The organism is Streptomyces sp. NPDC107575 (assembly GCF_055657265.1).
In genome coordinates this window covers 404,349-420,273 of record NZ_JBVKBG010000006.1, presented here as the reverse complement: position 1 = coordinate 420,273, position 15,925 = coordinate 404,349, and the positions used below count along the sequence as shown (strand labels likewise).

Genomic DNA, 15,925 nt, shown 5'->3' with positions numbered 1-15,925 from the left:
GCCCGGGCCGAACCGTTTGCCGGGCCCGCGACAGGAGCACACCGGCGGCCCCCTACTCTTGCCCCCACGATCAAGCCGGGCAGACCGTGGCACTCAGCCACAGCGCTCCTCGTTACCATGCGTGGACACATCTGCGACCACCGACGACGACGAGGGACGGACGACCACGTGGCCGAGGCGGCAGACTTCCCAACGGTGAGTCCCTCACCTGCACGGCGACTGCTGCGGCGCACCGGAGCCCTGCTCGCGGCCGCGCCGCTCCTGGCATCGCTGCCGCTGCTGCCTGCCGCGACCCCGGCCGGTGCCGCCACTCCTGCCACCGCCGCATCGAGCGCGACGGGGACCAGCACGGTCGACGTGGCCGTGAACTCCCTCTCGCCCAGCGCCCCGACGGACGGCGACACCGTGACGGTCAGAGGCACGGTGACGAACAAGGGCAAGAAGACGGTCACCGGCGCCCACGTGGGCCTGCGGGTCGGCACGTCCTACAGCGGCCGCACGGCCGTCGACGAAGCCGCCAAGAACGGCACGGGCGGCGCCGCCGACGGCAGGGAGATCTCCAGCAAGTACGGCAAGAAGTTCGCCAAGCTGACGCCCGGCGTCGCGCAGGACTTCACGCTGTCGGTCCCGGTCAAGGCGCTGCACCTCGGCGCCGACGGCGTCTATCAGCTGAGCGTCGCCCTGATGGGACAGACGGCCGCACAGCCGTACCAGCAGACGCTCGGCATCCAGCGGACCTTCCTGCCCTGGCAGCCGAGCGGTGCCGACACGACCACGAAGACGACGGCCCTGTGGCCGCTGATCTCCGACTCCCATCTGACGGCCGAGACGGGCGCGAACGAACAGCAGACGCCGGTCTTCGACGACAACGACCTGGCGAAGCAGATCGGTCCGGGCGGCCGCCTCCAGCAGATGCTGGCCCTCGGCAGCGAACTCGACGTGACCTGGGTGATCGACCCGGACCTGCTGGCGTCGGTCGACGCAATGACGGAGCCGTACAAGGTCAAGGGGCCCGACGGAAAGCTCAGGGCGGGCAGGAACCAGGCGGACGCCAAGCAGTGGCTGAGCGACCTGGAGACCGCGGTGCAGGGCCAGAAGGTCGTCACGCTTCCGTTCGCCGACCCGGACCTGGCGTCGCTCGCGCACACGGGCACGAAGGTCACCGGCTCCCTCGGCCACCTCAAGGACGCCACGGACGCCGCCACGCTGACGGTGCAGACGATCCTGCACACCAAGCCGGACACGTCGTACGCGTGGCCCGCCGAAGGCGCCGTCGACCGGGACATCGTCAAGGTCGCCACGTCCGCGGGCGCCGACAAGATCATCGCGCGCAGCGACCACTTCCCGGAGACCGCGGGGCTGACGTACACGCCGTCCGCGGCCCGTCCGATCGGCGGCGGCGCCTCGGCCGTGGTCGCCGACGGCCGCCTGTCGACCGCTTTCCAGGGCGACATGACGGGCGCCGAGAGCTCCACGCTCGCCGTGCAGAAGTTCCTCGCGCAGTCCCTGATGCTGAACAAGCAGACGGACAAGCAGCGCAGCGTCGTCGTGGCTCCGCAGCGCATGCCCACCGCGAGCCAGGCCCAGACCATGGCCAAGGCGCTGCACGCGCTGCAGGACGGCACGTGGTCGCAGCCCCGTCCCCTGGCGGCCGCGGCGAAGGCGAAGCCCGACCCCGCCGCCACCACGCGTGTCCCGCGCGCGTACCCCTCGTCGCTGCGCAAGCAGGAGCTGCCGCAGTCGGCGTTCGAGCAGATCCAGGCGACCCAGCGCGACCTCGAGAACTTCAAGGTCGTCCTCACCGACGAGTCCCGCGTGGTGACGCCGTTCGGCCGCGCGATGGACCGGGAGATGTCCACGTCGTGGCGTGCGGAGTCGGGCACGTCGGTGAAGTTCCGCGACGGCGTCTCCTCTTATCTGTCGGGCCTCACCGAACAGGTGGCGCTGATCGACAAGTCCGAGGTCAAGCTCTCCGGGCGCAGCGCGACGATCCCGGTGTCGGTGCAGAACAACCTGTGGCAGGACGTCGACCATCTGACGCTGCGCCTCACCTCGGGCAACGGCACGCGCCTCAAGATCGGCGGCGACAACTTCCAGGACCAGGAAGTGAAGATCGCCAGCGGGCACAGCCAGTCCGTGAAGTTCACGACCACGGCCAAGGCGACGGGCCCGATCTGGGTGCACGCCCAGCTCTACACGCAGGACGGCGAGCCCTACGGCGAGCCGCTCGCCTTCAAGGTCGACGTCACCGAGGTCACCCCGACCGTGATGCTCGTCATCGCCGGCGGTGTCCTGCTGCTCGTCCTGGCCGGGTACCGGATGTACCAGCAGCGCAAGCGCGCCGTCGCCGCGCAGCCCGACGAGGACGCCCCCGAGGGCGACTCCGCGGCCGCGGACGGCGAAGAGGGCGACGAGCCGGACGGCGACTCGACCGCCCCCGCACGGGCAGACGTTCCGCAGCAGCCGAGTGACCCGACGGCTGACACCGCTCCGGAAAGCGCGGACCCGTCGGGCACGGGTGAGAGAGTGGACCGTTGAGCGATGTCGGGGCCGCTGGGCCGGGGACGATGAGGTGGGGTAACCATGAACGCGCCGTACGACGGTGAGCGTGGCCACGGCTCGGGCGGCTCTGCCTCGGGCGATGGTCGGCCGTACGCCGGTTCACCGCAGCCCGAGGGGCAGGTGCCGCCGCCGCAGCCTGCCCCCGACGCGTATCCGCAGGACGCGTACCTTCAGGACGCGTACGAGCAGGATCCGTACCGGGCGCACGACCTGACCGCCCAGGACCCGGTGACCGAGGCGCTGTACGACCGCGCCGCGCACCCTCCGCCGCCCCCGGGCTCGCAGCAGGCACAGCAGCCCTTGTACGCGCCGCCGCCCGCTCAGCAGTACCAGCCCGACCCCCGCGTGTGGGCCCAGACGCCCGCGCCGGAGCCCGCGGGCCCCACGCAGCATCTGCCGTACGGCGACGACGCCCGTACGACGCAGTTCGTGGGCGTCGACGACCTGGTGACGCACTCCGCGGAGGAGAGCCACGAACCGGACGCCTTCGCGCACCTGTACCGCGACCAGCAGCCCGGCCACAGCGGCGGCCGTCCGCCGGCCGAGCCCGTCGACAACCCGACGACGCAGCTCGGTCCTCCGCAGCCCCCGCCGCCCCCGGCGGCCACCCCCGCTTCGGCGCCCGCGCCGAAGAAGAGCGGGCGCGCCTCCAGCCTCATGAAGTCGAGCGCGGTGATGGCGGCGGGCACGCTGGTCTCCCGCCTCACCGGCTTCGTCCGCACCATGGTGATCACCGCGGCGCTGGGCGCCGGACTGCTCGGTGACACCTGGTCCGTGGCGTACACGCTGCCGACGATGATCTACATCCTCACCGTCGGCGGCGGCCTGAACTCGGTGTTCGTGCCGCAGTTGGTGCGCGCGATGAAGGAGGACGAGGACGGCGGCGAGGCCTTCGCCAACCGTCTGCTCACGCTGGTGATGGTGGCGCTCGCCGCCATCACGGCGGTCGTCGTCTTCGCGGCGCCGCTGCTGATCCACCTGATGTCGAACACGGTCGCCGGCAACGAGGACGCCAACAGCGTCGGCGTCGCCTTCGCCCGCTACTGCCTGCCCACGATCTTCTTCATGGGCATCCACGTGGTGATGGGCCAGATCCTGAACGCGCGCGGGAAGTTCGGCGCGATGATGTGGACCCCGGTCCTGAACAACATCGTCATGATCTTCACGTTCGGCACGTTCATCTGGGTCTACGGGACCGCGGCCGAATCGCAGATGGGCGTCACGACCATCCCGGACGAGGGCATCCGCCTCCTCGGCATCGGCACCCTGCTCGGCCTCGTCGTGCAGTCGCTCGCGATGATCCCGTACCTGCGCGAGACCGGCTTCCGGTTCCGCCTGCGCTTCGACTGGAAGGGCCACGGCCTGGGCAAGGCCGTGAAGCTCGCCAAGTGGACCGTCCTGTTCGTCCTCGCCAACCAGGCGGGCGTGCTCGTGGTCACCCAGCTCGCCACCGCGGCGGGCGAGGCGTCCCCGGTCGACGGCACCGGCATCATGGGCTACTCGAACGCCCAGCTGATCTGGGGCATGCCGCAGGCGATCATCACCGTCTCCGTCATGGCCGCGCTGCTGCCGCGCATCTCGCGCTCCGCCCACGACGGCGACCCGGGCGCGGTGCGCGACGACATCTCCTCGGGCCTGCGCACCTCGGCCGTGGCGATCGTCCCGATCTCGTTCATGTTCGTGGCGCTCGGCGTACCGATGTGCACCCTGCTCTTCGGCTCCAGCGGTACCGAGGCCGCCCAGTCCATGGGCTACATCCTGATGGCGTTCGGCATCGGCCTCATTCCGTACTCCGTGCAGTACGTCGTGCTGCGTGGCTTCTACGCGTACGAGGACACCCGCACGCCCTTCTACAACACGGTCATCGTCGCCGCGGTCAACGCCGCCGCCTCGGGCATCTGCTACCTGATCCTGCCCGCTCAGTGGGCCGTGGTCGGCATGGCACTGTCCTACGGCATCGCGTACGCGATCGGCGTCGGTGTGGCCTGGAGGCGGCTGCGCAACCGGCTCGGCGGCGACCTGGACGGCGCGCACGTCGTCCGCACCTACGCCCGGCTCTGCCTCGCGTCGCTGCCGGCGACGGTGATCGGCGGCGGAATCGGGTACGCGGTCACGCAAGCACTGGGCCACGGCGTGCTCGGCTCGATCGCGGCGCTGGTCGTGGGCAGTGCGGTGCTGCTCGGAGTCTTCTACGTGGCAGCACGCAAGATGAGGATCGAAGAACTGAATTCGCTGGTCGGTATGGTGCGAGGCCGTCTCGGCCGCTGAGTCGGCCGGAAGCGCGTGCAACCATCGGTGGCCATCGCGTGTCGTGCATAGCGCCGGACTGTGGGCACAATTGGCTTTGGCGTCGGAGTGAGCGCAACGGATGGGGAGGCAGGAACGACGGTGGCGGAACGGAGCACGGCTGCCGTCGACGTGGCCGACAACAGCGGTGATGAACCGCTGACCGCCAAGGCGGACAAGGCGGAGCAGGCCACGGCCGACGGGGTGGCCGATACCGGGGAGCAGGACGCGCCGGAGCGCGAGGAGGCCGTGGACACCGCGGAGACGGGGACTCATCTGAGCCCCGGCGCCGCGTCGCCGCCCGAGTTGCACAGCGGCCACAAGCTCGCCAGACGCTACCGGCTCGAGGAGTGCGTCACCCGTCTGGACGGTTTCAGCAGCTGGCGTGCGATGGACGAGAAGCTCCGTCGCGCCGTCGGCGTGCACATCCTGCCCGCCGATCACCCTCGGGGCCGTTCGGTGCTCGCCGCCGCCCGCTCGTCCGCCCTTCTGGGCGACCCCCGTTTCGTACAGGTCCTGGACGCGGTCGAGGAGAACGATCTCGTCTACGTCGTCCACGAGTGGCTGCCCGACGCGACCGAGCTGACCGCCCTGCTCGCCCTCGCCCCCCTCGAGGCGCACGACGCGTACCAGATGGTCAGCCAGGTCTCCCACGCCATGGCCGCCGCCCACCGTGAGGGCCTCGCCCACCTGCGCCTCACACCGAGCGCCGTTCTGCGCACCTCCACCGGTCAGTGGCGCATCCGCGGCCTCGCCGTGAACGCGGCGCTGCGCGGCATCACCTGCGACACCCCGCAGCGCGCCGACACCGAGGCGATCGGTGCGCTCCTGTACGCCTCGCTCACCCAGCGCTGGCCGTACGAGGACGACGCCTACGGCCTGTCCGGGCTGCCCAAGGGCGTCGGCCTCATCGCTCCCGACCAGGTGCGCGCCGGCGTCCACCGCGGTCTGGCGGAGCTCTCCATGCGCGCGCTGGCCAATGACGGGGCGACCGCGTCCCGCCAGGAGCCGCCGTGCACCACGCCGGAGGACCTGGTGAAGGCCATCGGCGAGATGCCCAGGATCCGGCCGCCGGAGCCCGCCTTCACGGCGCCTCCGGAGTACCAGCGGACCACGTATCAGCAGGGGAGCTACGGCCGCTCCGCCCCGCTCGCCACCCAGCCCGTCCCCACGCCGCCGCCCCCGCTGCACAGCCGTACCGGCAAGGCCCTCAAGTGGGCCGTCTCCGCGCTGCTCATCGCGGCGCTCGGCCTGGGCAGCTGGCAGCTCGCCGACGCCCTCATGGACCGCGGCAACCCGGGCAACTCCGGGCCCACGGACACGTCGGACGACAGCGACAAGGGCAGCAAGCAGGACGCGAAGCCGCTCTCCATCGACAGTGCCAAGGAGTTCGTCGCCGAAGGCGGCGCCCAGGCCCCGGGTGACGTCGACAAGACGTACGACGACAGCAAGTCGACGTACTGGCGGACCAAGTCCTTCGTCGACGGTCCGAAGATGGTCATCAAGCCCGGTGTCGGCATCGTCTACGACCTCGGCTCCGCCAAGGACGTCTCGGCCGCCTCGATAGGGCTCCGGTACGGCGGCGACCACACCACGGTCTCCCTGTACGCCTCTCCGTCCATCGACCCGGGCTCGGTGTCCGGACTGAAGCAGATCGGGTCCACGACGGATTCGAGGACCACCTCCGCCAAGATCACGGCCGATGACCCGGTCAAGACGCGCTATCTGCTCGTATGGCTGACCGCCCTGCCCCACGCAGGCCAGGATGGCTACAGCAGCGCGGGCTTCAAGCAGGGCATCACCGACGTGGAGTTCACCGGCTGACGGGTTCGGCTCACCACGGGGAGGGGGTTCGACAGTGGACGACGCCTACGGCGAAGCAAACGATCAGGACCTCCTCGCCCGTCACGTCGCGGGCGACAAGGACGCCTTCGGTGAACTCGTCCGACGTCACCGCGACCGGCTCTGGGCCGTGGCCCTGCGGACCCTGGGGGACCGGGAGGAGGCCGCCGACGCCGTGCAGGACGCACTGGTCTCGGCCTATCGCGCCGCCCACACCTTCCGCGGCCAGTCCGCCGTGACGACCTGGCTGCACCGCATCACCGTCAACGCGTGCCTGGACCGGGCCCGCAAGATGGCCTCGCGGAAGACGGCGCCCGTGGACGACGCCGACCGCCTGGACCAGCTCCTGGAGCCGCACGAGTCCGCGGAGGCCCCCGTCGAGCGCGGCGACCTGCACCGTCAGCTCCTGGAGGCGCTCTCGGTCCTGCCCAGCGAGCAGCGGGCGGCCCTCGTCCTCGTCGATATGCAGGGGTACCCGGTCGCCGAGGCCGCGCAGATCCTCGACGTGCCGACCGGCACGGTCAAGAGCCGCTGTGCGCGCGGCCGAGCCAAGCTGCTTCCGCTGCTGACGCATCTGCGCAACGAGGGCGGGAGCAAGGAAGCCGGCGAGAACCCGCCCCTGGGAAGGAACCGGGCGCAGGGGACATCCGTCCCACCCGCAGCGGGACCTCGTGACGAGACAGGACCCGGCGATTCGGCTGCGGTGAAGGGCGGAGGTGGGCGAGCGTGACATCCACGACCGACACGGCAGAGCACCCGGAGGTCACCGAGATCTCCGACCTCGCCGAGGGGCTGTTGCCTCCCACCCGTACGACCGATGTCCAGCAGCACCTCGACGGCTGCCCGCTCTGCGCCGATGTCCTCGCGTCCTTGGAAGAGATCCGGGGCACGCTGGGTTCCGTGTCGGCCCCGCCACGCATGCCGGAAGAGATCGCCAGCCGGATCGATGCCGCTCTCGCCTTCGAGAGCGGCCGTGAAACGGGTCCCGTTTCACGTGAAACATCGACCGCAGCCGAGCGCCCGGCAGACCGCCCAGCGGACCGCCCTGCCGGGCACCCGCACGGGGCCACCGGCCCGGGGCGCAAGGCCCGTGGCAGTCGGAGGCGCACGGGTGTCGTTCTCGGGGCCGTTCTGACGGTCACCGCGATCGGCGTGGGGGCCCTGCTCATCCAGAACGACGAGGACGGTTCGCCCGTCGCACGGAAGAGTTCCAGCGCCTCGACCTTCGCCAAGGACACCTTGGAGACGAAGGTCACGACACTGCTCGGCTCCTCGACCTTCGGCACGGAGGGAAACGGACCCAGCACGCAGGGGACGAAGGCTCCGATGCAGAAGGGCGCCGTCTCGGTGCCCCCGTGCATCCAGCTCGGAACCCACCGGAACGAGGACCCCCTCGCCGCGGAAACCGGCACGTACGACGGGAAGAAGGCCTACCTCGTCGTGCTGCCCCACAAGACCGATCCGGCCCACCAGGTCACGGCCTTCGTCGTCGATTCCTCCTGTGTCGGCTCGTCCTCCTCCTCAGCCGGCACGCTGCTGTACAAGCACGATTACGACCACGGCTCCGGGACGCCCAAGACCACTCACTAGGTGTGGCCGGGCACGTCGGGAATGCATGCCCCGTAGGATCCGTTGGGTGGGGTGAGAGTCCTCCGAATGGCCTCCCCTGGCAGTACGCAGCAGTCCCGCAGAGACGAGGAATCAAGCCGTGAGCGACGTCCGTAACGTGATCATCATCGGCTCCGGGCCCGCCGGCTACACGGCGGCGCTCTACACCGCGCGCGCGTCGCTGAAGCCGCTCGTGTTCGAGGGTGCCGTCACCGCTGGTGGCGCGCTGATGAACACGACCGACGTGGAGAACTTCCCCGGTTTCCAGGACGGCATCATGGGCCCCGAGCTCATGGACAACATGCGCGGCCAGGCCGAGCGCTTCGGCGCCGAGCTCGTCCCCGACGATGTCGTGGCCGTCGACCTGAGCGGCGAGATCAAGACCGTGACGGACACGGCGGGCACCGTCCACCGCGCGAAGGCCGTCATCGTCACCACCGGCTCCCAGCACCGCAAGCTCGGCCTCCCGAACGAGGACGCGCTCTCCGGCCGCGGCGTCTCCTGGTGCGCGACCTGTGACGGGTTCTTCTTCAAGGACCAGGACATCGCCGTCATCGGCGGCGGCGACACCGCGATGGAGGAGGCCACCTTCCTTTCGCGCTTCGCCAAGTCCGTGACGATCGTGCACCGCCGCGACACCCTGCGCGCCTCGAAGGCGATGCAGGAGCGTGCCTTCGCCGACCCGAAGATCAAGTTCATCTGGGACAGCGAGGTCGCCGAGATCAAGGGCGACCCGAAGCTCGAGGGCCTGACGCTGCGCAACCTGAAGACGGGCGAGACCTCCGACCTCCCGGTCACCGGCCTGTTCATCGCGATCGGCCACGACCCGCGCACGGAGCTCTTCAAGGGCCAGCTCGAGCTGGACGACGAGGGCTACCTGAAGGTCGAGGCCCCCTCGACGCGCACGAACCTCACCGGTGTCTTCGGCGCCGGCGACGTCGTGGACCACACCTACCGGCAGGCGATCACGGCGGCCGGCACCGGCTGCTCCGCCGCTCTGGACGCCGAGCGCTTCCTGGCCTCGCTCGCCGACGGAGAGGCCGCCGAGCCCGAGAAGACCCAGACCGCCAGCGTCTGACCTGAACTACCACTCACGTAATACCCCCAAGAAATGAGGAGCCTGCTGTGGCCGGCAACCTGAAGAACGTCACGGACGCCACCTTCGACGAGGACGTCCTGAAGAGCGACAAGCCCGTCCTGGTCGACTTCTGGGCCGCCTGGTGCGGTCCGTGCCGCCAGATCGCGCCGTCGCTCGAGGCCATCGCCGCCGAGCACGGTGACAAGATCGAGGTCGTCAAGCTCAACATCGACGAGAACCCGGGCACGGCCGCCAAGTACGGCGTCATGTCGATCCCGACCCTGAACGTGTACCAGGGCGGCGAGGTCGCCAAGACCATCGTCGGTGCCAAGCCCAAGGCCGCCATCGTGCGCGACCTCGAGGACTTCATCGCCGAATAATCACGCGACGCCGTTCATCGACGGCGGTCGTTGTTTCACGTGAAACACGAACGGGCCGACCCTTCCGGGGGTCGGCCCGTTTCCGTTGTGCGGGTCCGCCGGTCTGTCACAGGGGCCGAAGGGCCGGTTCCTTCTGTACGGCGCCCAGAAGCCTGTCCAGGGCCATCTCGACGTCTTCCTTCCAGGACAGCGTCGTCCGCAGTTCCAGCCGCAGCCGCGGATACGAGGGATGCGGCCGCACGGTCTTGAACCCGACCGCCAGCAGATGGTCCGCGGGAAGCAGGCAGGCAGGCCCCTTCCACTGAGCGTCCCCAAAGGCCTCGATCGCCTTGAAGCCCCGGCGCAGCAGATCCTTCGCGACGGTCTGCACGATGACCCGGCCCAGGCCCTGTCCCTGATAGTCGGGAGAGATCCAGGCCGTCATGAGCTGAACGGCGTCGGGGGAGACCGGACTCGTCGGGAAAGCCGTGGACCGTGGGACGTACGCGGGAGGCGCGTAGAGCACGAACCCGACCGGAACGTCATCCACATAGACGACGCGTCCGCAGGAGCCCCACTCCAGAAGGACGGCGGAGATCCACGCTTCCTTCTCCAGGTCGGGCGTGCCCGCCTTTACCGCGGCCTGGCCGCTGACCGGGTCCAGCTCCCAGAAGACACATGAACGGCAGCGCTTGGGGAGGTCCGGGAGATTGTCCAGCGTGAGCGGTACGAGCCGACGCCCCATGAAGGCAGTTCCTCGCTTCCTTCGCCCGCCGCTGCGCGGGCGGCCGTCAGAGCGCTCCGTTCCCTGAGCAGGCTGCCGACGAACCCGCCGACCGCTCCCAGGCCGAGACCAGCGGTCATCAGTCCGGTGCGACTCACCGATCGCATGCCCCGCCTCCTGTATGAGGTGCCATCGGGTGGATGCGCTCTTCCCGTCGCATCGTAACCACGATGGGATTCGCTCGATACCGTAGACAAGCAAAGAGCGGGCCGTGTTCCGGTACACACCGGAACACGGCCCGCTCTCCGTTCGTCAGGGCGGCGATCAGTCCTGTTCGTCGCCGTCCGTCTCCTCCGGGAGACCGTTCTGGAGCACGGGCCCCTCGCCGGGAGCAAGCGAGCCGAGGATGCGCGACAGGTCGTCCATCGAGGCGAACTCGACGACGATCTTGCCCTTCTTCTGCCCCAGGTCGACCTTCACCCGGGTCTCGAAGCGGTCCGAGAGCCGCGTGGCCAACTCGCTCAGCGCCGGGGAGACCCGGGCGCCGGCCCGCGGTCCCTTGGCCCGTGCGTTGCTCTTGGGCCCCGACCCCATGAGGGTCACGATCTCCTCGACGGCCCGCACCGAGAGGCCTTCGGCGACGATGCGATGGGCCAGCCGGTCCTGCTCCTCGGAGTCCTCGACGGAGAGCAGCGCACGCGCATGCCCTGCCGACAGCACGCCTGCGGCCACCCGGCGCTGGACGGCCGGCGAGAGCTTCAGCAGACGCAGCGTGTTGGACACCTGCGGGCGGGACCGGCCGATCCGGTCGGCGAGCTGATCGTGCGTGCAGTTGAAGTCCTTGAGCAACTGGTCGTAGGCGGCAGCCTCTTCCAGCGGGTTCAGCTGCGCACGGTGCAGGTTCTCCAGGAGCGCGTCGAGAAGGAGCTTCTCGTCGTCCGTGGCGCGCACGATGGCCGGGATGCGCTCGAGTCCCGCCTCCCGGCAGGCCCTCCAGCGCCGCTCGCCCATGATGAGCTCGTAGGTGCCAGCCCCCACCTGTCGTACGACGACGGGCTGCAGCAGGCCGACTTCCTTGATGGACGTGACGAGCTCGGCGAGCGCGTCCTCGTCGAACACCTCACGCGGCTGGCGCGGGTTGGGCGTGATGGCGTCGATCGGCAGCTCGGCGAAGTGCGCTCCCGCGGGGCGCTCGAAGGCCTCGGCCGTCGTGGCCGCCGACTCCTCGGTTTCCCGTGAAACGGGCGGCTGCGACAGCCCGGCCACCTTGGCGGCCGCCACTCCACGTTCGGTCGTCAGCACCGGCACCGAGGCGGGGGACGTCGAAGCCCCTCCCGCCTGCGTGGCCGGGCCCGTCTTCTCTGGTGTGGGGGCAGCCGGGATCAGCGCGCCGAGTCCTCGGCCAAGTCCCCTCCGTCGATCGCTCACTGAATCCCCTCCGACGTACTCTGCTGGTCAAGTTGAGCGCCCGTGTGGGCATTCGGGGCCTCGTAGTGGATCCCGACTCCGCGCAGCGCCATCTCTCGTGCCGCTTCGAGATAGGAGAGTGCCCCGCTCGACCCTGGATCGTAGGTCAACACGGTCTGCCCGTAACTCGGGGCCTCCGAAATACGCACCGAGCGCGGAATGCTCGTCCGAAGGACCTCGCCGGCGAAGTGGTTACGGACCTCGTCCGCGACCTGGGACGCCAGCCGGGTCCGTCCGTCGTACATCGTGAGCAGGATCGTGGACACGTGCAGGGCGGGGTTGAGGTGCCCGCGCACGAGATCCACATTCCGCAGAAGCTGGCCGAGGCCCTCGAGCGCGTAGTACTCGCACTGGATCGGGATCAGCACTTCCGCGCCGGCGACCATGGCGTTGATCGTCAGAAGGCCGAGCGACGGCGGGCAGTCGATGAGGATGTAGTCCAGCGGCTGCTCGTACGCCTGGATGGCGCGCTGCAGTCGGCTCTCCCGCGCGACCAGAGAGACCAGCTCGATCTCCGCACCGGCGAGATCGATGGTGGCCGGGGCGCAGAAGAGGCCTTCCACGTCCGGGACGGGCTGGACGACTTCGGAGAGCGGCTTACTGTCGACCAACACGTCGTAGACGGAGGGCACTTCGGAGTGGTGGTCGATACCCAGAGCCGTTGAGGCATTGCCCTGCGGGTCCAGGTCCACGACCAGGACGCGTGCGCCGTGCAGCGCAAGTGAGGCGGCGAGGTTGACCGTTGTCGTGGTCTTCCCGACCCCGCCCTTCTGGTTGGCCACCACCATGACGCGGGTCTGCTCAGGTCGTGGCAGGCCCTCGCCCGCGCGACCGAGAGCTTCTACTGCCAGTTGGGCAGCACGACCGATGGGTGTGTCGTCCATCGGGGGCGGCGTTTCACGTGAAACATCCTCCCCCACCGACTCGGTACGGGGACCGGGGACCGGATCGGTCATCGGTCCCGCGATGTTGGCGTCGGACCGCAAGGATTCACTCTCCTCGACTTCAGGCTCGCAATGAACAGAGCCTCCCATGCCTTCGGGGTCGAGAACCAGCGAGGCCCGTGCTTCTGTGGACGAATCCCCCTCTGTGGACAACTCCGTGTCCGTATCGAGGGATCCGAGGGGTTTCCGGTCGCGGGGAGCGGCCGCCGCGCGGCCACGACTGATGATGCCCTGCAGCAGTGAGCGACGTTTCACGTGAAACACGATGCACCGCAGCCCGATGCGCTCCCGTGCGACACCCCGAGATGGGTACGTTAGACAGCTTTTGTGGAGTACTGCCGGGCGTCAGCGCCTGCGCCGGGCCCGCCCTGTGCGGGCCGCCTTGGCGCGCTTCGCCGCGAAACGCACGCCGCCGGGGCTCTCCCCGACCTCCACGCGCACGACGGTCGACAGCGGATCCACCACGCCCTCACCGACGTGCAGCACCGATGTCTCCACCGCGCCGAGCTTGCTCAGGGCAGTGGCCGCGCTCTTGAGCTCTTCCTCCGCCGTGTCGCCCTTGAGCGCCAGCATCTCCCCGTACGGCCGGAGCAACGGGACGCCCCACGCGGCCAGCCGGTCCAACGGCGCCACAGCGCGAGCGGTGACGACATGGACGGGCGTCAGCTTGCCGAGGACCTCCTCGGCCCGCCCCCGCACCACGGTCACATGGTCGAGCCCGAGCAGTTCCACGACCTCTGTCAGGAAGGTCGTACGACGCAGCAACGGCTCCAGCAGAGTGATCTTGAGGTCAGGACGCACCAGGGCGAGCGGAATGCCCGGCAGGCCCGCGCCCGAACCGACGTCACACACGGTGACGCCTTCGGGGACCACCTCGGAGAGCACGGCGCAGTTCAGGATGTGCCGCTCCCACAGCCGCGGCACCTCGCGAGGGCCGATGAGGCCGCGCTGCACTCCCGCGTCAGCGAGAAGCTCCGCGTACCGGACCGCGTCCGGGAAGCGCTCCCCGAATACCGCCCGGGCCTGCTCCGGGGCCGGGGGGAGTTCTGCTGCCTCCGTCACGGGAACCGTCCTTCCGTACCGCTCTACCGCAGTAAGTGGCTGACTAACAGGCTGACAAAGATCGGCCCCGCCTGCGAAACAGACGGGGCCGGAAGGCGACGTGTGCTGCCGCTCAGGCAGGAAGCACGACGACGAAGCGCTGCGGCTCCTCGCCCTCGGACTCACTGCGCAGGCCGGCCGCCTTGATGGCGTCGTGCACGACCTTGCGCTCGAAGGGCGTCATCGGGTTCATCTTGACCGGCTCACCGGTGTTCTTCACCTCGGCCGCGGCCTTGGCGCCCTGCTCGCTGAGCTCGGCACGCTTCTTCGCGCGGTAGCCGGCGATGTCCAGCATGAGGCGGCTGCGGTCCCCGGTCTCCCGGTGCACCGCGAGACGGGTCAGCTCCTGGAGCGCCTCGAGGACCTCCCCGTCGCGGCCGACCAGCTTCTGAAGATCGCGGCTGCTCACATCGCTGACGATGGACACGGCGGCACGGTCGGCCTCCACGTCCATGTCGATGTCGCCGTCGAGGTCGGCGATGTCCAGCAGACCCTCGAGGTAGTCCGCGGCGATCTCACCCTCCTGCTCGAGGCGGGTCAGGGTGTCGCCACCCTCGGCAGCGGCGGTGGTGCCTTCCGTCACGGGATGGGCTCCTTCTTGCGTCAAGGCTTGCGCCAACGTCTTACGTCGAGGTCTTACTTCTTGGACGGGGACTTCGGCCGCTGCGGGCCGCCCTTGCGCTGCCCGGACTTGGCCTTGCTGCGCTGCTGCGAGCCGCCGGCAGGCTTGGCGCCACCGGACTGCTTGGCCTTGGACTGCGGCTTCGCGTCCTGCGGTTCGTCCTGCTTCTCCAGCGAGGTCTTCTCCGAGGAGGAGTCGTCCTTCGCCGCGCCCTGGGCCGTCGAGCCACCGGACTGGCGCTGCGACTTGGACTGGCGCTTGGGCTGCTGGCGCTTCGGGGCGCCCTTCGGCATGCCGTCCTCGTCCAGCTCCTCCGCGGCGGAGCCCTTGGCCACGGTGCCGTCGGCCTGAGCCGCGAGACCGGCCTTGCTCAGCCCGTTGATGAACTTGCGCTCGTACTCGTTGCGGTCACGGCCCTTGGCGACGATCGCCTTGACGATGTTCCGCTCGCGCTTGTTCCTCGTGGCGCTGTGCTCGACGACGTGCTTCTGCAGACCCTCGAGCATCTTGGACTGGGCCTTGGAGCCCGGAGTGGGGTTCCGGCTGATCACGTACATCTGCTGGCCCATGGTCCACACGTTGGTGGTCAGCCAGTAGACGAGAACACCGACGGGGAAGTTGATGCCCATGAAGAGGAAGATCAGCGGGAAGACGTACATCAGCATCTTCTGCTGCTGCATGAACGGCGTCTTCACCGTCAGGTCGACGTTCTTCGTCATCAGCTGGCGCTGCGTGTAGAACTGCGACGCCGACATCATGATGATCATGACCGCGGTGACCACGCGGACGTCGGTCAGCGAGGCGCCCATGGCCTGGACCTCGGCAGCGCTGTCCGTGAACTTCGCGGCCAGCGGGGCACCGAAGATGTGCGCCTTCTGGGCACTGTCCAGGAGCGACTGGTTGATCACGCCGATGGTCTTGCCCTCGGCGATGGCCGCGAGCACGTGGTACAGGGCGAAGAAGAACGGCGACTGCACGAGAATCGGAAGGCACGAGGAGAGCGGGTTGGTACCCGTCTCCTTGTACAGCTTCATCATCTCTTCGGACTGACGCTGCTTGTCGTTCTTGTAGCGCTCCTGGATCGCCTTCATCTGAGGCTGGAGCAGCTGCATGTTCCGGGTCGACTTGATCTGCTTCACGAAGAGCGGGATCAGGCAGATCCGGATCAGGACCACCAGGGACACGATCGACAGGCCCCAGGCCCAGCCGGTATCAGGGCCGAAGATCGCCCCGTAGACCGTGTGGAACTGGACGATGACCCACGACACCGGGGTCGTGAGGAACGCGAAAACGCCTGATACAGCGTTGACGATATCGGAAATCATGTCCCTG

Annotated in this window: 13 protein-coding genes; 7 read left to right on the top strand and 6 right to left on the bottom strand. The window is 69.2% G+C overall.

Features of this window, described 5'->3' with window-relative positions; genetic code table 11:
- The first annotated feature begins 168 nt into the window (after positions 1-168).
- The 7 genes from ACZ7L4_RS31375 (at position 169) to trxA (ending at position 9,756) form a co-directional block, all read left to right on the top strand.
- Positions 169-2,538 (top strand): DUF6049 family protein, encoded by a 2,370-nt coding sequence (locus ACZ7L4_RS31375; RefSeq protein WP_472107892.1) that lies wholly within the window; start codon positions 169-171, stop codon positions 2,536-2,538.
- Positions 2,539-2,583: 45 nt separating this feature from the next.
- Positions 2,584-4,830: a murein biosynthesis integral membrane protein MurJ gene (gene murJ, locus ACZ7L4_RS31370; RefSeq protein ID WP_472107890.1), complete on the top strand. Its 2,247-nt coding sequence runs from the start codon at positions 2,584-2,586 to the stop codon at positions 4,828-4,830.
- A 120-nt stretch (positions 4,831-4,950) separates the two neighbouring features.
- The gene (locus tag ACZ7L4_RS31365; protein ID WP_472107888.1) at positions 4,951-6,672 is read left to right on the top strand and encodes a protein kinase family protein; all 1,722 of its coding nucleotides are present in this window, start codon (positions 4,951-4,953) and stop codon (positions 6,670-6,672) included.
- Positions 6,673-6,706: 34 nt separating this feature from the next.
- On the top strand, positions 6,707-7,420 hold the full coding sequence (sigM, locus tag ACZ7L4_RS31360) for an RNA polymerase sigma factor SigM (protein WP_472107886.1): 714 nt from the start codon (positions 6,707-6,709) through the stop codon (positions 7,418-7,420).
- Positions 7,417-8,280 carry an anti-sigma factor family protein gene (locus ACZ7L4_RS31355; RefSeq protein WP_472107884.1) on the top strand — a complete coding sequence of 288 codons (864 nt, stop codon included), beginning with the start codon at positions 7,417-7,419 and terminating at the stop codon, positions 8,278-8,280. The genes sigM and ACZ7L4_RS31355 overlap by 4 nt, the downstream gene beginning before the upstream one ends.
- A gap of 118 nt (positions 8,281-8,398) precedes the next feature.
- Positions 8,399-9,376 carry a thioredoxin-disulfide reductase gene (gene trxB / locus ACZ7L4_RS31350; protein WP_472107882.1) on the top strand — a complete coding sequence of 326 codons (978 nt, stop codon included), beginning with the start codon at positions 8,399-8,401 and terminating at the stop codon, positions 9,374-9,376.
- Positions 9,377-9,423: 47 nt separating this feature from the next.
- Positions 9,424-9,756: a thioredoxin gene (trxA, locus tag ACZ7L4_RS31345; protein ID WP_389282929.1), complete on the top strand. Its 333-nt coding sequence runs from the start codon at positions 9,424-9,426 to the stop codon at positions 9,754-9,756.
- 106 nt (positions 9,757-9,862) lie between these two features.
- Here trxA and ACZ7L4_RS31340 read toward each other — a convergent pair whose 3' ends face one another.
- The 6 genes from ACZ7L4_RS31340 to yidC all read right to left on the bottom strand — a co-directional run bounded on the left by ACZ7L4_RS31340 (position 9,863) and on the right by yidC (position 15,918).
- Positions 9,863-10,480, bottom strand: a complete 618-nt coding sequence (locus ACZ7L4_RS31340) for a GNAT family N-acetyltransferase (RefSeq protein WP_450811424.1) — start codon at positions 10,478-10,480, stop codon at positions 9,863-9,865.
- Between the two features lie 303 nt (positions 10,481-10,783).
- On the bottom strand, positions 10,784-11,887 hold the full coding sequence (locus ACZ7L4_RS31335; protein WP_472107881.1) for a ParB/RepB/Spo0J family partition protein: 1,104 nt from the start codon (positions 11,885-11,887) through the stop codon (positions 10,784-10,786).
- A complete protein-coding gene (locus ACZ7L4_RS31330) occupies positions 11,884-12,960 on the bottom strand; it encodes a ParA family protein (protein WP_472108160.1) in 1,077 nt (358 codons plus the stop codon). The genes ACZ7L4_RS31335 and ACZ7L4_RS31330 overlap by 4 nt, the downstream gene beginning before the upstream one ends.
- Positions 12,961-13,215: 255 nt before the next feature.
- Positions 13,216-13,932 carry a 16S rRNA (guanine(527)-N(7))-methyltransferase RsmG gene (gene rsmG, locus ACZ7L4_RS31325; RefSeq protein WP_385759055.1) on the bottom strand — a complete coding sequence of 239 codons (717 nt, stop codon included), beginning with the start codon at positions 13,930-13,932 and terminating at the stop codon, positions 13,216-13,218.
- Positions 13,933-14,044: 112 nt separating this feature from the next.
- Complete coding sequence (locus tag ACZ7L4_RS31320; protein ID WP_399228884.1) at positions 14,045-14,554, bottom strand: Jag family protein; 510 nt, start codon at positions 14,552-14,554, stop codon at positions 14,045-14,047.
- A gap of 53 nt (positions 14,555-14,607) precedes the next feature.
- Positions 14,608-15,918, bottom strand: a complete 1,311-nt coding sequence (gene yidC, locus ACZ7L4_RS31315) for a membrane protein insertase YidC (protein ID WP_472107879.1) — start codon at positions 15,916-15,918, stop codon at positions 14,608-14,610.
- Between the last annotated feature and the right edge of the window lie 7 nt (positions 15,919-15,925).

Excerpts from the sequence above, each read along its gene's own strand:
- ACZ7L4_RS31330 (WP_472108160.1), bottom strand. The coding sequence starts at position 12,960 with ATGGGAGGCTCTGTTCATTGCGAGCCTGAAGTCGAGGAGAGTGAATCC.
- yidC (WP_472107879.1), bottom strand. The coding sequence starts at position 15,918 with ATGATTTCCGATATCGTCAACGCTGTATCAGGCGTTTTCGCGTTCCTC.
- ACZ7L4_RS31340 (WP_450811424.1), bottom strand. The coding sequence starts at position 10,480 with ATGGGGCGTCGGCTCGTACCGCTCACGCTGGACAATCTCCCGGACCTC.
- murJ (WP_472107890.1), top strand. The coding sequence starts at position 2,584 with ATGAACGCGCCGTACGACGGTGAGCGTGGCCACGGCTCGGGCGGCTCT.